13 protein-coding genes are annotated in these 18,885 nt (G+C 68.6%); 6 read left to right on the top strand and 7 right to left on the bottom strand.

The features are described from left to right. Positions 1 to 107 precede the first annotated feature (107 nt). On the top strand, positions 108 to 5,057 hold the full coding sequence (locus P12x_RS00475; protein ID WP_435008846.1) for a hypothetical protein: 4,950 nt from the start codon (positions 108 to 110) through the stop codon (positions 5,055 to 5,057). Positions 5,058 to 5,064: 7 nt separating this feature from the next. On the opposite strand, the gene P12x_RS00470 is transcribed toward P12x_RS00475, so the two are convergent. The 4 genes from P12x_RS00470 to P12x_RS00455 all read right to left on the bottom strand — a co-directional run bounded on the left by P12x_RS00470 (position 5,065) and on the right by P12x_RS00455 (position 7,470). After that, positions 5,065 to 5,985 (bottom strand): ExbD/TolR family protein, encoded by a 921-nt coding sequence (locus tag P12x_RS00470; protein WP_435008845.1) that lies wholly within the window; start codon positions 5,983 to 5,985, stop codon positions 5,065 to 5,067. A 6-nt stretch (positions 5,986 to 5,991) separates the two neighbouring features. Further along, a complete protein-coding gene (locus P12x_RS00465; protein ID WP_435008844.1) occupies positions 5,992 to 6,426 on the bottom strand; it encodes an ExbD/TolR family protein in 435 nt (144 codons plus the stop codon). Positions 6,427 to 6,534: 108 nt separating this feature from the next. Continuing rightward, positions 6,535 to 6,747, bottom strand: a complete 213-nt coding sequence (locus P12x_RS00460) for a hypothetical protein (RefSeq protein ID WP_435008843.1) — start codon at positions 6,745 to 6,747, stop codon at positions 6,535 to 6,537. A 30-nt stretch (positions 6,748 to 6,777) separates the two neighbouring features. Beyond that, a complete protein-coding gene (locus tag P12x_RS00455; RefSeq protein ID WP_435008842.1) occupies positions 6,778 to 7,470 on the bottom strand; it encodes a MotA/TolQ/ExbB proton channel family protein in 693 nt (230 codons plus the stop codon). Between the two features lie 221 nt (positions 7,471 to 7,691). Between P12x_RS00455 and P12x_RS00450 the strand changes: the two genes are divergently transcribed. Together P12x_RS00450 and P12x_RS00445 are read left to right on the top strand one after the other, a co-directional pair. Continuing rightward, complete coding sequence (locus P12x_RS00450; protein ID WP_435008841.1) at positions 7,692 to 8,522, top strand: response regulator; 831 nt, start codon at positions 7,692 to 7,694, stop codon at positions 8,520 to 8,522. Positions 8,523 to 8,641: 119 nt separating this feature from the next. Continuing rightward, complete coding sequence (locus P12x_RS00445; RefSeq protein ID WP_435008840.1) at positions 8,642 to 10,228, top strand: multicopper oxidase family protein; 1,587 nt, start codon at positions 8,642 to 8,644, stop codon at positions 10,226 to 10,228. A gap of 101 nt (positions 10,229 to 10,329) precedes the next feature. Here the strand turns inward: P12x_RS00445 and P12x_RS00440 are convergent, their stop codons facing one another. Both P12x_RS00440 and P12x_RS00435 read right to left on the bottom strand, forming a co-directional pair. Continuing rightward, the gene (locus P12x_RS00440) at positions 10,330 to 11,697 is read right to left on the bottom strand and encodes a TolC family protein (protein WP_435008839.1); all 1,368 of its coding nucleotides are present in this window, start codon (positions 11,695 to 11,697) and stop codon (positions 10,330 to 10,332) included. Positions 11,698 to 12,205: 508 nt separating this feature from the next. Continuing rightward, on the bottom strand, positions 12,206 to 12,526 hold the full coding sequence (locus tag P12x_RS00435) for a hypothetical protein (RefSeq protein ID WP_435008838.1): 321 nt from the start codon (positions 12,524 to 12,526) through the stop codon (positions 12,206 to 12,208). 237 nt (positions 12,527 to 12,763) lie between these two features. Between P12x_RS00435 and P12x_RS00430 the strand changes: the two genes are divergently transcribed. After that, complete coding sequence (locus P12x_RS00430; protein WP_435008837.1) at positions 12,764 to 15,115, top strand: sigma-70 family RNA polymerase sigma factor; 2,352 nt, start codon at positions 12,764 to 12,766, stop codon at positions 15,113 to 15,115. 165 nt (positions 15,116 to 15,280) lie between these two features. Further along, positions 15,281 to 16,219, top strand: a complete 939-nt coding sequence (locus tag P12x_RS00425) for a DNA integrity scanning protein DisA nucleotide-binding domain protein (RefSeq protein WP_435008836.1) — start codon at positions 15,281 to 15,283, stop codon at positions 16,217 to 16,219. Positions 16,220 to 16,229: 10 nt separating this feature from the next. Here P12x_RS00425 and P12x_RS00420 read toward each other — a convergent pair whose 3' ends face one another. Then, positions 16,230 to 16,610, bottom strand: a complete 381-nt coding sequence (locus P12x_RS00420; RefSeq protein WP_435008835.1) for a hypothetical protein — start codon at positions 16,608 to 16,610, stop codon at positions 16,230 to 16,232. 264 nt (positions 16,611 to 16,874) lie between these two features. On the opposite strand from P12x_RS00420, the gene P12x_RS00415 reads away from it, so the two are divergent. After that, the gene (locus P12x_RS00415) at positions 16,875 to 18,842 is read left to right on the top strand and encodes a hypothetical protein (RefSeq protein ID WP_435008834.1); all 1,968 of its coding nucleotides are present in this window, start codon (positions 16,875 to 16,877) and stop codon (positions 18,840 to 18,842) included. The last annotated feature ends 43 nt before the right edge of the window (positions 18,843 to 18,885 follow it).

Genomic DNA, 18,885 nt, shown 5'->3' with positions numbered 1-18,885 from the left:
TCAGCCACCGGTCCTCAAATCCCGGCCACCTATAGCCCGGATGGCCCGAAAATCGGATGCTGGATCGCGGGCCCCGAGCGCCCCGGCAGACGATAAAGGAGCCTCCCATGCCCCAGGCCACGACCCCCGACTCGACCGCCCTGCCCCGGCCGATCGCCCGGGCCTTGCGACGGGTCGACGCCCGGCTTCGAGGGTTCGCCTCGGCGCGGGGCCTGGGGCTGACGGCCCTGGTGGCCTCGGTCGGGGTGGCCCTGGGGATGATCGCCGACTTCTCGGGACTGTTGGCCTTGCCGGTCCGGTGGGCAATCTGGGGCGTCTGGATCTTGGCGATCGGTCTGGGCCTGGGGTGGTGGGTCGTCCGTCCCTTGATGAGACGGTCGCGATGGATCGACCTGGCGGCGGTGGCCGAGCGGGCCGACCCGAGCCTCGGCGAGCGACTGACCGGATCGGTCGCGTTGCTCGATCGGGCCGGCCCAACTAACGGCTCGCCCGCCCTGATCGCGGCCCTGGCGCGAGAGGCCTCCGAGCATGTGGGATCGTTCGACCCTTCGCTCGTCGAGGGGGGAAAGCGAGCTATCCGATGGTTGATCCTGGGAATCCTGGCGGCGGTCATCGTCGTCGCTCCGGCCGTGATCCGGCCCGAACCGTTCCGGACGCTGGCCATGCGGTTCCTCGCCCCCTGGCGTGACCTGGAGCGGGTCGGCTGGTTCGCGTTGACGGTCCTGCCGGGGGACAAGACCCTGGCGATCGGTTCGGACCTGAAGGTCGAGGCCGTCGTCTCCCCCCGGTTCGGTACTCGGCCCGCGCCCGAATCGGCCTGGCTCGAATGGATTGACGCCGATGGGAAGCCTCGACGTTCGAGGATGACCGCCCGAGCCCCCGGCTCGACTCCCGAGCGATCGTACGAAGCCACCCTACCCCGGGTGGCCGGTTCGCTCTCGTACCGGGTGACGACCGAGGCGGCCCGGAGCCGGGCCTACCGTGTCACCGCCGTCGAGCCGCCCCGAGTCTCGAAGATCGCCGCGAGGGTCGAGCCTCCCGCCTACACGCAGCTCCCCCCCGGCCCGGCTCGCGACCCTTCGCGGATCGAGGCGGTCGAGGGGAGCACGATCGTCCTGTCGGTCGAGACCAACACGCCGGTCGAGTCGATCGAACTGAACTGGCCCGAGGTCGCGAAGCCGATCGCCTTGACGCCCGCCGGGAAGGGGATGACCGCGACGCTCCGGGCCGAGGCCAGCGGGTCTTATGTGCTGACCCCTCGTCGCGACCGGAACGGGCTGGATGGCCCTCCCGAGTCACGACTGCTGGCGGTCCGGCCCGACCTCGCCCCGAGCCTGGCCGTCCGAGGCCCCGGGGCCCCGAGCGAGGCCCGGCCCGACGACGTGCTCCAGGTCGGCGTGGCCGCCCGGGACGATTTCGCGGTCGCCTCGGCCGAGCTTCATTACGAGGTCCGACGATCGGGGTCCGTGGACGAGGTGACGGCCGGCCGGGTCGAGTTGAAACTGGAGGGGCTGGGGTCGACGGTTGCGCGGGGGTTCGGCTCGATCAGGCTCGGCGACCTGGCGATGGAGCCCGGCGACTCCCTGAGCTATCGGGTGAAGATCCTCGACAACCGGCCCGAGCCGAAGGGGCCGAACGTGGTCTGGTCCGACGCCCGGGCGCTCTCGATCGTCGCGTCGGCCGAATCCTTGCAGGCGGCCGAGGACCGGTCTCGCCGCGAGGCGTTCGGGGCCAGGCTCAATGAAATCCGACTGGCGAACCGGACCAACCGCCGAGAGACCGAGCAGCTCCGCTACGCCGCCGACGCAGCCCAGCGCGACGGGGCCGCCTGGGACGCCGATCGCGACGCCGCCCTGGACGCCCGGATGGCCGAGGCCCGATCGGTGGTCGACCGGCTCCAGATCCTGGCCCGCGACCTCGAAGACGACCCGACCTACCTGGCCCTGGCCCGCCCCGCGCGTCAGGCCGCCGAGGTCGAGGCCGAGGCCGGTCGAGCCCAGCTCGAAAAGGCCCGGAAGGCCGACGACCCCGGAAAGCGGCTGGCCGAACTCCGGGTGGCCGACGGACGCCTGGGAGCCCTCGGGACCCGGCTCGACGAGCTTCAGCGCCGGTTCGAGGCGCTGTCGAAGCTCGACCTCGACCGCCAGAAGCTCCGCGACATCGCCGGTCAGGAAGACGCCCTGGCCCGCAAGGCCGCCGAGGCCGCCGATCAGGCCAAGGTCGCCGCCGAGCAGGAGGAACTCCGGAAAGCCCTCGACGACCTCGTCGAGAAGTCGCCCGGCCTCCGCGCCGGGGTCCTCGCGGCCCAGGCCGAGGAGGCGTCGAAGCTCGCCCAGGCGGCCCGGGCCCTGGCCGAGCGGCAGAGGGCGGAGGCCCGGCAGACCGCCGAGGGGCCTCGGGCCGAGGGGCCGCTCCGGGCGCTCGCCCAGATCCAGCGGGCCCTGGAAGACGACGCACGACGACTGGCCCTGGAGGTCGACGACCCCCTGGCCGAGAACGCCCGCCCCCGACTCGACGTCGACGCCCTCCGAAGGGCTTCCGAGCCGATCGAGGCGGGCAACCTGCCCGAGGCCGTCCGCCGGCTCGACGAGGCCGAGGACTCGCTCCGACGCCTGGCCCGCGACGTCGAGGACGTGCCCGCCGACGCCCGAAGCCTGGCACGCCGGCTGGCCCGTCGCCAGGAGATCCTCTCCAACGACGTGATCGCCGCCGTGGCCGAGGCCCGCCAGAAGGACGCCCTCCCCGCCGACGAGCAGGCCGCGCTCGCCGACCGGCTCGAGCCCCTGGGCGATCGCCAGGCCGAGATCGCCCGACTCGCCTCGGGGATCGTCCCGCCCGAGCCGCAACAGGGGATCGCCCGAGAGGCCACCCAGGCGACCGACCGCGCCTCCGAGAACCTCCGGGGCCTCCGACCTCGCGGGTCCGAGGGGCTCCAGAACGCCGCCAAGCGGGCCCTGAACCAGCTGGCCGACTCCTTGCCCGACCCCGACCGTCGCCGCGACGAGGCCCGGAAAAAACTCGACGAGGCCCGTCGTCAGGCGGAGGAGGTCGCCCGCGACCTGGAACGAAGCCTCGCCGAGACCGCTCCCAAGGGAGATCGACCGGACGAGGCCCGCGCCGCTTTCGACCTCGCCGAGAGGCTCGCCCCCCTGCTCCCGAAGGCGCGCGAGGCGGCCGCCCTCCTGGCCGCCCTCGATCTCGAACCGAGGGTCCGCCCCCAGCGCGATCGGGCGGCCGGTCGCGTCGGTCGCCTGGCCCTCGCCATGCAGGCCGTCCGGGATCAGGCCCCGGCCCGAAAGCCCGATTCCGGGCCGAAGCCCCCGGCCAACGGCTGGCAGATCCTCGGCCCGTTCCCGACCCCGACGGCCCGGCTTCCCTTCGACCCGGCCCGGCCGATCAACTTCGGCGAGGAGGTCCGTGGCCCCGTCGGCCCGCCCCTCCGCTGGAAGCCCGCCACGATCGAGGGAGAAGAAGGACGGGTCAACCTCGCGCGAGCCTTCGAGAGGACCGACAACCAGTCGGCCTTCGCCGTCGCCGAGATCCCCAATGCCGCCGCCCGGAAGGCCCGGCTCTCGATCGGCTCCGACGACACGGCGACCGTCTGGCTCAACGGCAAGAAGGTCTTCGAGTTCGACGGCAACCGCGCCTTCGCCCCCGGCCAGGATCAGGTGGAAGTCGGGCTGATCGAAGGGATCAACCGCCTGGTCGTCCGCTGCGGAAACGGCAACTCCGATTGGCAGTTCGCCGTCGGGATCACCCCCCCGCCGCCCGAGGGATTCGACCCAGGCAAGGCGCGGAGCCTCCGCGAAACCCTGGCCGCGAGCCGGGCCGATGCCCGAGGCGCACTCGACCGGCTGGACCAGAAGGCGAGGGGCAAGCTGCCCGCCGACGACCTCGCCGAGATCCTGGCCGACGAGCAACGAATCGCCGCCGACCGGCTCGCCGAGGAGCGGAGCAAGCCCCCCGAGGAGGACCCGACCCCTCGCGAAGAAGCCGCGCTCGACCGGCAGAGGATCGCCACCGCGATCCGGAACCTCCCCGTCGCGGACGAAGCCCCCGCACCCCTCGCCGAGGCCATCCGCCTGGCAGGGCTCTCAGCCCCCCTCGAAGCCACGCCCGAGGCCGCACGGAAGGCCACCGAAGCCATCGGAGCCCTCGCCCGGAAACTCGCCCACGAGGCCCCCGCCCCGCCCGCCGACGAGCCGACGGTCCCGGCCGACCCGGAGCTGGGTCTCGGCCCCGAGCAGATGGCCCGGGCGACCGACCTGGTCCGCCGCCAGCGCCAGATCCGCGAACGGCTCCAGTCGGTGATGGCCGATCGCGTGACCCCCCAGGAAGACCTCCGGCGCGACGCCCAGAAACTCGGTCAGGACCTGGCCCAACTTCGCGACCGGGCCCGGGAAATCAAGGCGCGATCCCAGGATCAGGCCGGGAACGCCGCCGATCTCGCCGGCCAGAAAGCACCGGAGGCCATGCAAGCGGGGGCCGAGCAACTCGCCCGTGGGCAGACCGACCAGGCCCGCGAGTCGCAGCGTCAGGCCGCCGACCTGCTGGAGCGAGCCGCCCGGGAGACCGAGGACCTGGCCGCCGGGCTCCAGGCCGAAGGCAAGAGCGAGGCCGGAGACGCCCCCATCGACACCGCCGACTCGCTCGCCCAGGCCCGCGAGGCGATCGGCGAGGCCGCCCGCAAACTCTCCCAGGCGCAGAGCCAGGCCGACGCGCAAGCGGCGTCCCCATCGATGCGACAGGCCGCCGAGGCCCTCCGGGCCGCCGCCCGGTCCGAGGGAGCCGGCCCCCCTGCCCCGCCGATCGCCGAAGCCAGCCCCGACAACCCCGACCCCACCTCCGCCGCGGCCGGGACCGCCCGCGCCGACCTCTCGGAACTCCAGGACCTCATCCGCAAGAAATCCGGCCGGAAGTGGGGCGAGCTTCCCGGCCACCTCCGGACCGAGATCCTCCAGCACTCCCAGGGGCGATATCGGGACGACTACGCCCGCCTGATCCAGCTCTACTTCCGAGAGATCGCCGCCGACGCATCCCGGGGCGACAAGCCCTGATGAACGCTCAGGGCCCCTGCTTCCCGCTCGGTTGGGCGATGGCGATGGACAGGTCGACCTCGTTGGCGACGTCGAAGGCGAGCACGGCGTTCTCGTGCCGGGTGGCGAAGTCGGCCGAGAGGAGCATGGCCTTCCGGCCGGTGGCCTGGCGGGTGGCCCGGAGCTTCTCGGCCAGCGCCGCGCGATCGGCGGGAATCGGCTGGCGGTCGACCTTCATGGCCCCGGCGGCGTCGACCTCGACCAGGATGTAGTCTTCCTGGAGTTCCTCGATCGACTTCGCCCGCGCCTGGGCGGCGGCCTCGGGGGGCTTGTCCTCGTTGGGCCGGGGGACTTCCAGGGTCTTGAAGACGACCGTCGCCGTCGTCACCAGGAAGAACAGGACGAGTTGGAACGCGACGTCGACCATCGCCGCCAGGTCGAGTTCCTCGACCCGCTCGGACGAGTTCCGCGTGAAGGTGAACTCGGCCGCCTCCTCGTCCTCGTCCTGGGGGTCGAGCTCGTCGAAGTCGAGTTCCAGTTCCAGATCGTCGATGTCGGGCCGCGCGGTCAGCTCGTCGTCCGAGGTCGGGAGAGCCTCCGCGCTCGGAGCCTCCGGCTCGGGCTCGGGCTCCGGTTCGGGCTCGGGAGGCGACTCGGCCGCGGGCAGTTCCGGCAGGCTCTCGGCGAATTCCATCGAGCCCGGATCGACCTCGGCCGAGTCCTCGATCGACGGCGCGGCGTACTCGCCCGAGGGCACGAATCCCAGGGGTGGGACGAGGCGGGCGAACTCCTCGGAGTCGCCCAGCCTGGCCCATCGGGTGGAGCCGCTCGGGCGGATCAGGTCGTCCTCGGTCAGGTCGCCTCGCGCCAGGGCGGCGTGAACGTCCTCGGTGGACAAGGACCGCTCGGCCTCCAGCCGGTCGCTGTGGAAGACATCCCATTGGTCCATGGTGATTTACTCGGGCTCCCGGACGCCGATGTGGATGGTCACGCCCGGCTCTCGCTTGCTCAACTCGCCGATCAGGCGGAGGACTTCCCCCTCGGGCACCGCCCCATCGGCCTGGATCACGACCTTCTTGAGCCCCTGGGCCACGCCCTTCGAGACCGCCGCGCCCGCCGCCTCGGCGTCGATCGGAGGACCCTCCCCATCGCCGCCGATCTTCAGCAAGGGCCGGGCCCCCGGGGCCTCGGGCTTGAGCAGGGTCAGGAACGTCGCGGCGGTCTCCTCCACCCCCACGCCATGCCGGGCCCGGGGAACCTCGACCGTCCCCTCGGACGCCAGTTGCACCGAGAACAGCATGAACGTCATGAGCTGAAAGACGACGTCGACCATCGGAGTCATGTCGATGTGCTCGTCGCGTTCTTCGCTGACCTGGCGGCGGAGCAGCATGGGGACCTCGATAGGGAGCCTGTTGTCAGATGACCTGCTTGACCTCGACCGGCTGTCAGGAGCAAGCCGACGCTTACCTCTGCCACGCAGGGTCAATCCAGCTTCGGGTCAACCATCGAGCCACCGGTCCCACAGGGGATGCGTCACCAGATCCACCGTCGAAACCTCCCTCACCCTCACCAGCGGCGGGTCATCGCTCGGGAACTCCACGATCCGATCGGGCACCCGATCCGACGCCGGCCCGGTGCACTGGAGCCACTTCAGGCAGGAGATGGCGACGGCGGCTCGCGATCGTTCGTAGGCGTCGGGGGGGATCGTCATGGATGTGCGTCTCTGATGCGGGAGCCTGAATCAGCGAGGGAGGACGGCCCGGGCGTGGCCCGACCTCGACCCGGGGCTGTTCCGGTTCTGGCCCTCGATCTCTTCGAGGATTTCGAGGAAATCCTGGAGCTGGCGCTCGGTCCGGTCGCGGAGGCGTCGGAGCTTGGCGTGTATGTCGTTGCCGACGATCATCATGGGCGTTGCGATTAATAATCCCGATCCGGTGGCCCAGAGGGCCAGGCTGATGTCGTTGGCCAGGACCGAGGGGGCGACCTTCTCGGCCCCGCCGATCCGGCCGAAGGCCCCGATCATCGAGGCCACCGTGCCCAGCAGGCCCAACAGGGGCCCCATCCGGACGATCGTCGAGACCGAAGCCAGTCGGTTCTCCAGCGCGGCGATGACCTCGGTGTGGAATTCCATCACCAGGAGCTGCTTGATCTTGGCCAGTCCCTTCGATCGGTGGGTTAGCGCCACCGCCATCAACTGGGCCAGGGCCGTGTGCCAGTAAGGCGGCCCCTGGCAGACCGAGAGGGCGGAGTCGAACTTGCCGACCTTGCAGAAGTCGGCGACCTGGCGGGTCAGCGGCTCGGCCCCGTCGCCGATCGACTTCCGCTTCAGGGCCCGATACAGGAGGATCGCGTTATACGCGCCCCAGACCGCCAGCAGCGCGAGCGCGGCGTAGATGACGTAGCCGAAAGCGTCGATGATCTCGGAGATTTTCATGTCATGATCCGGCATCGAAAGGGGCCAGGCCGGGGATTCGGTCGGTCGGTCCCGGAGACCCGGGCGGGCCGCCCCGAGCGTGGCCTCATCCATTGTGGCGGGCCGGGACCTCCTCTCGCAAGGGCGAGCCTCCCGGAAGCCGGAGCCTTGCCAGTCGGGCCTCGGCGCGGGACAATGGCCAATCCTGGGTTGCTTCTCCGTCCCGCGGGGTTCCTCTTACCATGCCGCGCACCGTGCTGATCGTCGACGACGAGCGCGACGTGAACGAGATCCTCGCCAGCCTGGTCCGCGCGCGAGACTTCGAGGCGATCCAGCGGTACGAGGGGGCGACCGTCCCCGACGACGTCCGGAAGTACCAGCCCGACCTCATCCTGCTCGACCTGATGCTCCCCGACCGCGACGGGTTCGAGATCTGCGAGGAGCTCAAGCGCGACCGCGAGACCAACCTGATCCCGATCGTGATGGTCACCTCGCTGAACGATCCCAGCCACCGGCTGTCCGGGGTCCGCGTCGGGGCCAACGGCTACCTGACCAAGCCGTTCACGCCCCATCAGCTCTTCGAGGCCATGGACGACGCGCTGGCCTGGCACGCCGAGCGCACCAAGAACGGCACGATGGGCGAGATCCACTTCGACGTCCGGAGCGAGCTGGCGTATCTCCAACAGACCAACGACATGCTGGCCGACCTCTACCTGCACACCCCGCTGACCGAGCGGCAGGTCAAGGACCTCAAGCAGGTGGTCATGGAGATGGGCGGCAACGCGATCGAGTGGGGCCACCGCAAGAACGCCGACCTGACCGTGCGGATCACCTACCGGATCGACCCGGAGAAGGTCACGCTGATCATCAAGGACCAGGGGCCCGGCTTCAACCCGACCCAGGTCCCCCACGCCGCCTCCGACGACGACCCGATCGGCCACCTCGACATCCGGAACGAGCTGGGGATCCGCGAGGGGGGCTTCGGGATCATGCTGGCCAAGGGCCTCGTGGATGACTTCCACTACAATGACCCGGGCAACGAGGTCACGCTGATCAAGCGGTTCAAGGACTGAGCTCGCTTCTCGGGCCGATCCCCGACCGGGAGATCGCCCGCCGCCGGAGGGTATAATCATTCGTCGGTCGGCATCCCGCCGGCTGCGAACCCCTACCCCGGCCGAGTCGAGGTGATCCGATGGGCGACGAGACGACGCGTCGAGGCTTCCTCCACGGCGGGACCCTGGCCACCGCCGGCCTCCTGGCCGCCGGGAGCGACTCGACGGCTCAAGGGGCCGGGCCATCGGGAGGCGGCTCCGCCCGGGGGCTCGACGATCCCCAGGCCTTCCCCCGGTTCCACGCGGGCCGGGGCGGGCCGATCGGGAGCCCATCGGACCGGGGCAAGCTGACGCGCGGCTTCCGGGGGCCGGGCCTGCCCCCGGTCTCCGTCGAGATGCCCGACCTGCCCAGGCTCCCCTGGAAGATGGTCGACGGCGTCAAGGAGTTCCATCTCGTCGCCGAGGTCGTCCGTCGAGAGTTCCTGCCCGGCCAGTCCTTCTACGTCTGGGGCTACAACGGTAGCATGCCCGGCCCGCTGATCGAGGCCGTCCAGGGGGACCGGGTCCGGATCGTCCTCCACAACAAATTGCCCGAGCCAACCACCCTCCACTGGCACGGGGGCGAGATGCCCGTCCGCTACGACGGCGTCGAGGGCCTGACCCAGGAGCCGATCCCGCCCGGCGAGTCGTACGTCTACGAGTACGACCTCCACCAGGAAGGGACCTACTTCTACCACTCCCACGGGGCGATGCAGGAAATCATGGGGATGTCCGGCCTGTTCGTGATCCACCCCGAGAAGGTGTACGAGCCGGCCGTCGACCACGACTTCGGCCTGATCTTCCAGGAGTTCGCGATCCTCCCCCAGGCGTATATCCCGAACTCGACGTCGATGGCCTTCAACTGGTTCACGATCAACGGCCGATCGGGACCGTACACGACCCCGATGGTCGTCCGGCACGGCAGCCGCGTGCGCGTCCGCCTGATGAACCTCAGCGCCATGGATCACCATCCGATCCACTTCCACGGCCACACCTGGTGGAACACCGGGACCGAGGGAGGCCGAATCCCCGAATCGGCCTGGATTCCCGGCAACACCCAGCTCGTCGGCGTGGCCCAGATCCGCGAGATGGAATTCATCGCCAACAACCCCGGCGATTGGATTTTCCACTGCCACATCCCCCACCACATGATGAACCACATGACCTCGATGACCGGCCCATCCCGGATGAAGATGGATCGAGGGAGCATGGGCATGGGCGGCCACGAGAGCGACCGGGAGATGAGCCCCATGCACCTGCCCGCCGGGCTGGATCAGGGGCCGGGCCAGGGTCAGCTCGATCGAGGCCCCGCGCTCGCGGGAGAGAACGGGCCAAGCCTGGGTCGGGGGCTGGGTGGTGGGACGACCCCCGATCACGCCACCCGCAATGGTCCCGCCATCGGAGGGATGAGCCGACCCGGGGGCCGTTACAACGACCCGCGATGGAAGGTCCCCGGCTATCCCCAGGACATGATGGACATGAAGGAGATGCAGTGGACCCAGGAGGAAGTGACCAAGCTCAAAGGGAAGAACGAGGTCCGTGGGATGCGAAAAAACTGGTTCATCGCCCCCGGCGCCATGATGACGGTCCTCCGGGTCCTCCCCGAGGAACTCTACGAGAAGGTGATGTCGGGCCAGGCCGACATCCCCGACGGGGCCAGCATCCTCGGCGCGGGCGGGAGCGAGTAAACGCCGAGCGATGAGAGTCGGGTCGGCTGAGATCGGAGCGGGGCCGGCGAACGAGTCGATTCGCAGGGCCCATGCCGATGGATCGTCCGATCCCGCCCGATTCAGCGAGGGTCCGGGCTGACGTTGATGTTGCCCAGCGGCTCGGGGGTCTGGGGCAGTTCCAGGCCGCCAACGAGCAGGAGGCCCTTGATCTCCACTTCGGCATGACGCAAGGCGATCAACGAGGTGACGTACTGGACCCGGAGATCGAACCACATCCGCTGGGCCACCAGGACTTGCGGCCAGGCCGCTCGTCGCCGCCGGTAGCTTTCGAGCAGGAGGTCGTAGGCCTCCTTCGCCCTCGGGAGGGTCTCATCGCGGTAGGTCCGGGTCAGGGCCAGGGCGCCGTTGTAGTCGGCCAGCTGTTCGGCCAGCCGCTTTTCGAGAGAGAGGCGGAGCCGGTCGAGATTGGCCCGAGCCTGCCTCAGGTGGCTAGTCGCCTGATAGATCGTCCCCTGGTTCTTGTTCCAGACCGGGATGTTGCCGTAAATCGAGAGATTGGAGGTCGTCCCGCCGTCGATGAAGTTCTCGCCGACGGCCCCCTTCACGAAGAGGTTGGGGATCGGCTGGAGCCGCTCGCGCTGGACGACCACCTCGTCTCGGCGGATCTCGGCGAGCGCCGCCTTGATCTCGGGGCTGTTCTCCAGGACGTAGTTCAGCGTGGCATCATAGTCGAGGTCGGGGGAGTCGGCATCGAGCGGCCCTTCCAGCCTGGTCGGGGGCAAGGCGCGGGTGCCGACCTCGGCGACCAGGCTGGCCCAGGCGCGTCGAAATTCGTTCTCGGCGACGACCAGGGCCACGCGGGTCTGCTGCTGCTGGACCTGGGCCATGAGCAGGTCGGGGGCGTTGGCCTGGCCGTCGTTGACCATCTCCTCGGTCGTCCGCAAGGCCGCGTCGGCGATCGCGAGCAATTCGCGACGCGTGGTCACCTGCTGCTGGGCTCCGAGCGCCTCGAAGAAGTGAATCCGGACGCTGTTCAGGACCCGGAGTTCCTGGGCTGCCGCGTACCATCGGGCGGACTGGGCCTCCCACTCGAACTTCCGACGGCTGACCTGCTGACGCCTGGCCGAGGGGATTTCTTGCTGGAAGAACGCCATCTGCTTGCCGACCGCCGGACGAGGCCCGCCGTCCTTGGCTCCGAACTGCTCGCCTTGATAGCCCATCAGGGGATTCGGCCAGAGGCCGGCCTGCCAGGCCCGACCGCGCGAGACGCCAACGACCGCCGCTGCCTGGGCCAGCGTCGGGTTTTGTTCCAGGGCGATCCGCTCGAAGTCCTCCAACCTCATGACCGTCCGCGCGGCCTCCGGGTCGGCCGGGGTCGGTCGAGGGGAGGGGGGAACGATCGGAGAGGGGGCTTCGTTCAGGAGGTCGTCGGGGATCGGGGCGGCGGTGGGCTCGGCTCGGGGCGGGATCACCGGCCCCGAAGGCATGGTCAGCGAGCCCGGCAAGGGTGGCGAGGCGGGGCCAGCCGCTCTCCCGCTTTCAAGACGAGGGGGTGCAGGAGGGACCGGTCCCTGGGTCCGAGATACGCGAGGATCAATCGTTTCGCGGGCCCTGCCGCGTAAAATCCGCCCAAAGACCGACTCGCGACGCGCGGTTCTGCTCGGAGGATCCGGTCGAGATCCCCCCGCTTCCTGACCCCGAGCCACTCCGAGATCGATGGCTCCGAACACGAAAATCGGCAGGAGTGCGTGCAATAGAATGGCCGGAGACGTGATCCAGCTTCGAGAGGGGTTGCTGGGCATCCTTGCCTCCGTGATCCGACCTCGATCCATCGAGATTACCTGGTTCGTTGACCGGTGTATCGGATCTGAGGGTGTGCCCGATCCTGCCGAATTGACTGGTTCGCGTGATCGGGTTGGTCTTCACGCACAGTCGCAACGAAGATCCCGAGAGTATCGATTATGCCGATCACACCAATTTACTTGTGGAGGAGGATCAACCTCGCTGCCAGGGAAACTGACCGGTCTCGTAAAGCGAGTCGCCCGGCCCGGCCGGGACGGGGGCGTGGAAGGCGGGATATGACGGGTAGCGGTGATCCAGGATCCGAGGTCCCTTGCGGGTAAACGGCAGGAGATCGGGCCCGAGTCCACCGCGAATGAAGTCGAACGGGCCGCGTCGGGGATCGACCGGCACTCGACCTCGATGGCCCGGACGCCGCTCCCCCGCCATCGCCGGGCCAGCAAGCATCCCGAACGCCATCAAGCCCATCACGACTTTTCGGACATTACCGGCATTCCAGGCCCGGATACGGATCATGGCCGCTCCTGAATGATGCGATTCACGCGAGAGGGGTTGGGAGGCAAGCGCCAATCCCGATGGTCTGGGCCCGGCCCGAGATCGGCCCCTTTTATCTATATCACGGCACGGGCCAGGAGGGCGGGGCGCGTCCGGGATGGCGGGTCTTTCGACTCCGGCGAAAAATCCTTGCAGGGTTTCGACCGAGCTTCGGGCACATTCTCTCCAGGATGCAAGCGGGTCCGGGAGGCTTCGGCGATGAATCAGGTCGGTGCGGGGGGCCTCGGCCACCCCTTGAAGGCCCTCTGGGAAGTCGGGGCGGTCGGGCTCCTGGGAGACGCGGAATTGCTGGAGCGGTTCCTCCGAGGGGGCCCGGCGTCCGACTCGGCGATCGAGGCCCTGATCCGACGCCACGAGCCGATGGTCTTCCGGGCCTGCCTCCGAACCCTCGGCGATCCCCATGATGCCCGCGATGCCGCGCAAGCCACGTTCATCCTGCTGGCTCGCCGGGCCGGGTCGATCCGGAGGCCGGAGGCGCTGGCCGGATGGCTCGTGATCGCCGCCCGGCGGATCTCGGCCCGATCCTGGCGAGACTCGGCCCGTCGAAAGTTCCACGAACGTCGATACGTCGAGGAGATCGCCAGCCGTCGCGAGGTCCCGAGGCCGGACTCTCCCGCCGACGAACCGAAGGCCGAGCTCTACCAGGAGTTGGATCGCCTGCCCGACCACTATCGGACCGCGATCGTCCTGTGCGACCTGGAGGGCCTGAGCTACGAGCAGGCGGCGGCCGGGCTGGGCTGTCGACCTCGGACCGTGGAGTCGCGCCTCTATCGAGGCCGGAACCGGCTGAAAGCCCGGCTGATCCGTCGAGGTCTGGCCCCGGCCTCCGCGCTGGTGAGCCTCCCCTTCGCGGGCGAGACCCTGGCCAGCCCGCCGAGCATCGCGACCGCGACCGCCCGCGTCGCAACCGCATTCGCGAAGGGCTGGACGCCCGGGGAGGTCCCGGTCGCGGTCCTCTCGCTGGTCCGAGGAGGTTTGATCGAGATGAAGCTCGCCAGCTTGAGATTCTTCGTGGTCGCCGGGATATTCCTGGGGACCGTCGCGGCCTCCGCCGTCGGGATCGCTCGACTCGACTCCGAAGCCCCCGTGATCGATGAGCCCACGGCAGCCCCGGCCCAACCGAAAACGGAATGGGCCTTCGAAGGCCCGTTGCCCCCGGCGGCGCGACGCCACACGGTCGACCTCCAGGTGCTCGACGACGCGACCGGCCGGGCGATCCCCGACGCCCAGACCCTCGTGAATGAGTACGTCAACTTGGGAGTCCACGAGTTCCGGACCGACGCCGAAGGCCGACTCCGGGTCGAGTATCCCGAGATCGACGGCATGGGAGCAAATATCGAGGTCCGCAAGGCGGGGTATGTCCCACAGAGACACGGCCTGGGGACGGATTCGGGCAACTCGCTCGACGCTTCGATCGAGATCCGCCTGAGGACCGCCCGCGAGGTTGGAGGCACGGTCGTGGACGAGGAGGGCCGACCGATTGCCGGGGCGACCGTGGTCGTCACCGTCTCGGACTACGCTGAGCCTCGCGCGCTCTCCAAGATTGGTCGGGGTTATGAATCCACCTACGAAGTTCCTACCCTGACCGACCTTGAAGGCCGAGGGCGCTCGCCCTTCATCTCGCCGGACGCCTCGGCGATCGACCTTCAGCTAGTCCATCCCGACTACGTTTCGGACCAGTCGATGACGCTGGGTAGTGGCCGAAGACACATCCCGCTGGATGGTTTGCAGGACTTCACCGATCGCCAGGTCATGATCCGGGGCGTCCGGGTCGCCGGGCGAGTTCTCGACGAGGAAGGCCGACCGATCGCCGGGGCCGAAGTGGTCGTCGTGCCGGTGAGCCTGGGATTTCTCATCCGCCTTCGGCGCGCCGTCGCGGACGACGAGGGACGATTCTTCCTCCACCTCGACCCTTCGGAGCGGGGCAGGCTCGCCGCCCGGGCCCGAGGTTATGCCCAGGCCGGGTTGGATGTACCATCGGAAGCGCGCGAAAGGCCGGTCGAGTTCCGGCTCGCTCGGGGACAGACAATCCGGGGCCGGGTGGTGGATTACCTCGGTCAACCGCTTCCGGGGACAATGGTCTGGATCTCGAGTCTGTCCCGGACCCGGGGTACTGTACCACGGACCTGGACCGATCTCGAAGGTCGATTCCTCTGGGACGAGGCGCCAGACCACGCCACGAGGTTGTCCTTTAGCAAGGGCGGTTATCTCCTGACGGAGCAGACTTTGAAGCCTGGGGATCAGGATGAGATTGTCGAACTAAAGCCGAGCCTGACCATCAACCTGAAGGTTTTCGACGCCAGGACGGGGGACGTGGTCAAGCCCGTCACAGTGGAAGTGCAGTCGATGGGCCCGGCGAACGGCCAGGCTACCCCTGTCCCCGCCGATACCAAGGTCATCAGCGACGGCAAATACCGCGTGATGATCAACGCAACGACCACCGACTATCGGCTCAAGATCACGGCGGGCAAGCGGACAGCCCTGCCGATCTACTCCCGCGTCTTCCGGGGCGGCGAGGGGGAGGTTTCCTGCGAGATCGGGATCGATTGATCGGTCCGATTCCGCTCGCCCCGAAATCGAGCCGGGCGGGGGTGGCGATCTCGGCCTGATCTTGCTAACCTATTGACCCCTCGACCGGTGCCTTCCGTGCGGACGATCCCCGCGCCCGATTCCCGGCCCGCGTCCGGCCGCCGGCGATGGGGTGTGGGGCCTGCCGTGACGACCGTCCTCACCAAGGCGACGCTCAGCCTCCTGGAGCTATCCTGCCAGGCGGTCCCGCGCACCGGGGCCGTCGGGCTCCTGCTCATGCCCGAAGGCCCGATGGACTGGGAGGCCGTCCGCGAGTTGGCCGAGGGGGTCCGGGTCCTGGTGGCCGTCGAGACCACCCGCCACGAGGAAGCGGTACGCGAGGCGGGCATGGAAGCCGTGGCCGTCGAGCCGACCGAGGTGTCGATCACCGAGCGGATCACCCTGGCCCTGATCGAGGCCGTGGCCAACGACCAGCTCAAGGCGGGCGACCGCGTGGTCGTAGCCTATTCCGGGTTCGAGGCCGAGGTCCTCGACTCGATCACCGTGGTCCGCCTGGGCGAGCACCTGGAGCGGCTCTCCTCGCGAGACCTCCGGGCCCTGGAGACCTCGGTCCCCCTGGAAACGCTCAAGGCCGTGGTCGACGTCGCCGTCGAGATCGGCCGCGAGGGGCGCGAGGGCAAGGCCGTCGGTAGCCTGATCGTCGTCGGCGACGTCCGGAACGTCCTGGCCCGGACCCGCGTCCTGGGCTTCGACCCCTTCAAGGGGTATCGCCGGAAGGAGCGGAACATCCGCGACGGCAAGGTCCGCGAGGCGATCAAGGAGATCGCCCAGATGGACGGGGCCTTCGTCGTCGCCCGCGACGGGACCGTCGAGGCCGCCTGCCGGATCGTCGACGCCCCCAACGCCGGGCTCACGCTCCCCAAGGGGCTGGGGACCCGCCACTGGGCCGCCGCCGCGATCACCAAGGTCACGAGGTCCCTGGCGGTCGTCGTCAGCCAGTCCACCGGGACCGTCCGACTCTTCCAGAAGGGGGAGATCCTCCTCAGGATCGCCCCAATGCGCCACGCCCGCGCCATGAAGTGGCACGACACCGAGACCGAGCCGGTCCGGACCGAGAAGGGTTGATGGGGCGGCCCTACCTCATCCGGCACGAGAGAACGATCATCGCGAACAGTTGCGAGAAGACGGCCAGGCTCGTCGCCCCCGGCTGGATGAAGTAGCTCCGGAAGCTGAAATAGAGGTAGGCCAGGACCATCGCGATGAACGCGGGCATCACGAAGGGTTCAAAAGCCGTCCGCCTGGTCCGCTCCCAGATCGCCGGGAGCCATTCGATATAGTACGCGGCGACCACGAAGATCATCGTGAAGCCGAAGGCGTCGGAAACCTGGGCCTTTCCCGTCACCTCGTCATCGGCCCGGCCGAACACGACCAGCGCCAGGGCAGCGACGGCGAAGATCATCAAATGATCGACGATCCTTCGCCGTTTCTTGCGGGGTGGGAATTCCATGAATTCCATGAGATTCCTCGGAAGGATGTCCGACCGGTCGAATTCGATGGGCTCTCCCGTCCATTGAAGGTGACACCATCCCTGGGAAAGCGACAAAATCCAGGGCTCCGGCATCTCATCCCGCCATCGGAAAATCCGACGTGAGCAAGAAGCTCCCGGCTCGCCGCGTCGATCTACCGACCTCGCAAGTTCGGATTGAGACTTATCGAGGCTGAGAGTTGCGGATATTCTCGGGGAGTGCTCGACGAGATCCATCACCATGAGAAATGACCCATGACGACCAACCCGGGAGCGGGTTCTTCGACCCCCGGAGCCGAGGGCCATCGGCCTGATCCCGCGGACGTCGAGGGCCGGACGCTCTTCGTTGTGGTTCATGGGCTTGGAGAATCGGCCCTCGGCGCCACGGTCCGAGAGGTCGCCCGCGGTCTGACCAACGGCGATCGCGCGCTCGAGATGATCGAGGAGACGCACTGGGTTCCCGGCCCCGACCGTGTCAAGTACGACGGCCATTCCGTCCGGGCCTTCCCGGTCCCGGTCCTACGAGACCGCAACGGGAGCCTCGTGATCGCCGAGGTCCACTGGGCCGATCTCTCGAATTTCCCGGTCAATCTCTTCGGCCTCGTCCCCGGGTTCTTCACCGTCCTCTTCGGCCTGCGGTACATCGCGTACCAGGCCGTCGATGGCCTCGGAGACCCGGGAGCGAAGGCGCTGCGATGGATCGTCCGGGCCGCAACGGGAATGCTGATCGGCCCGCTCGCCGCGACGAGCCTCCTACTGCTGTGCCTAGTGCTCGGCGCAGCGATTCTCGATCAGCCCTCGGGGGCCTTCTATCGCAAGACGCCAGAGGGCGATTACGTGGCGGGCCTCTGCGCCCTGGGGGCCTTGCTGAGCGGCGCCCTGCTCACCTGGCGGCTGCACGACAACCAAGTACTTTGCTTGATCGGTGCTAGCCTCCGCCTCGTCGCGTTAGCCCTGCTCGGGGCAGTCTTCATCGGGCTGGCCGTTCACCATCTCGGGTTTCCCCGAGACCGATGGCATTTCTTCGGCGAGGGGATTATCTCCTACATCGTCCTGGTCGCGACGAAGATCCTCTTCCCAGTGATCGTCGTGATCTCGTCGCTGTTATTAACGTCGCTCTTCGTCCTGATCCGGATGGCCATCGCGTCCCGCGATCGGTCGCTGCTGACCTCAGCCGGCGTGGCGGCTTCGGTGCCGTTCGTCATGACGATGGCCTGGTCGATCGTCGTCCCAATCTCCTGGGCGGCGGTTGGGCAGGCTCTCCGCTTGAGCCCGTGCGCCCTTCACGATCTCTATCGCCCATTCGAAGCCAACCCGATGCTGTTAACCTGGCTGCTGTCACTTCTGATCGTGCTCCTGGTCGTCGTCGTCGTGCCCGTCCTCTTCCGCTGGTCCCGTCGGAGCCGCAAGCCAGGCCTGGTGGACGACGGGGCGAGGCTGATCGTCAACCCCTGGATCCAGTGGGGGTTCGTGGCCACGTACTCGACGGCTTGCTTGCTCGTGATCCTCGAGAAGTCGGGTCTCATCCCCACACTGCCCAAGACCCGCATCCTTGTGGCGATCATGGCGTTTCTCGGCTCCCTGGGGATCATCGCCCAGCTCCTGCGATCGGGCCTCTACCTCATCCACGACGTCGTCAACCACTTCTTCTTTCGGTTCCGCGACGTCGATGAGCGAGCGAGCGAGGCCAAACCGCCTCCCTTCACGGTCCGGCGGGCGATCGAGGACCGCCTGAACGCGACGCTCGACCACTTCGCCGAGCGGCTCGGAAGGGACGAGGAGGGGCCGCCCTGGCGGCTGATCGTGCTCAGCCACAGCCAGGGGACAGTCCTCGCGATCGAGGCGCTTAACAACCCGAGCAACGAGGTGGACCAGTTCGGCGACGTCCGGCTGGTGACGAAGGGCTCGCCATTCTCGCATATCTATCAGCACTATTTCCGGCATCACTATCCGCTGCTCTCCAACGACCGATGGAGCACACTCCGCCGCCGGCTCGCCCCGCGGTATGGAGGGCGGCCCCGGTGGCTCAACATCTTCCGCATCGACGACTACGTCGGCCGTTCGATCGATGATTCGGTCCCCGGCCTGATCGCCAACGTCGCGATCGGGCCGGGCGGGCACCTCGGCTACTGGGACGACCCCGACGTGATCCGGCACATCGAGTCGGTCATCGGTTTCCAGCCTCCAGGCCCGGTGTCGGGACGGCCTCCGCTTCCTCGCTGACGCCCAAGTTCCAGACCGTAGCCAACCCTAAACACCTGGCCGC

The organism is Tundrisphaera lichenicola (assembly GCF_051175385.1).
In the GTDB taxonomy this organism is placed as follows: domain Bacteria; phylum Planctomycetota; class Planctomycetia; order Isosphaerales; family Isosphaeraceae; genus Tundrisphaera; species Tundrisphaera lichenicola.
Note: the sequence above shows the minus strand (reverse complement) of the source record. Positions and strands in the feature narration are given on the sequence as shown.

Excerpts from the sequence above, each read along its gene's own strand:
- P12x_RS00475 (WP_435008846.1), top strand. The coding sequence starts at position 108 with ATGCCCCAGGCCACGACCCCCGACTCGACCGCCCTGCCCCGGCCGATC.
- P12x_RS00470 (WP_435008845.1), bottom strand. The coding sequence starts at position 5,985 with ATGGACCAATGGGATGTCTTCCACAGCGACCGGCTGGAGGCCGAGCGG.
- P12x_RS00465 (WP_435008844.1), bottom strand. The coding sequence starts at position 6,426 with ATGCTGCTCCGCCGCCAGGTCAGCGAAGAACGCGACGAGCACATCGAC.
- P12x_RS00460 (WP_435008843.1), bottom strand. The coding sequence starts at position 6,747 with ATGACGATCCCCCCCGACGCCTACGAACGATCGCGAGCCGCCGTCGCC.
- P12x_RS00455 (WP_435008842.1), bottom strand. The coding sequence starts at position 7,470 with ATGAAAATCTCCGAGATCATCGACGCTTTCGGCTACGTCATCTACGCC.
- P12x_RS00450 (WP_435008841.1), top strand. The coding sequence starts at position 7,692 with ATGCCGCGCACCGTGCTGATCGTCGACGACGAGCGCGACGTGAACGAG.
- P12x_RS00445 (WP_435008840.1), top strand. The coding sequence starts at position 8,642 with ATGGGCGACGAGACGACGCGTCGAGGCTTCCTCCACGGCGGGACCCTG.
- P12x_RS00440 (WP_435008839.1), bottom strand. The coding sequence starts at position 11,697 with ATGCCTTCGGGGCCGGTGATCCCGCCCCGAGCCGAGCCCACCGCCGCC.
- P12x_RS00435 (WP_435008838.1), bottom strand. The coding sequence starts at position 12,526 with ATGATCCGTATCCGGGCCTGGAATGCCGGTAATGTCCGAAAAGTCGTG.
- P12x_RS00430 (WP_435008837.1), top strand. The coding sequence starts at position 12,764 with ATGAATCAGGTCGGTGCGGGGGGCCTCGGCCACCCCTTGAAGGCCCTC.
- P12x_RS00420 (WP_435008835.1), bottom strand. The coding sequence starts at position 16,610 with ATGGAATTCATGGAATTCCCACCCCGCAAGAAACGGCGAAGGATCGTC.
- P12x_RS00415 (WP_435008834.1), top strand. The coding sequence starts at position 16,875 with ATGACGACCAACCCGGGAGCGGGTTCTTCGACCCCCGGAGCCGAGGGC.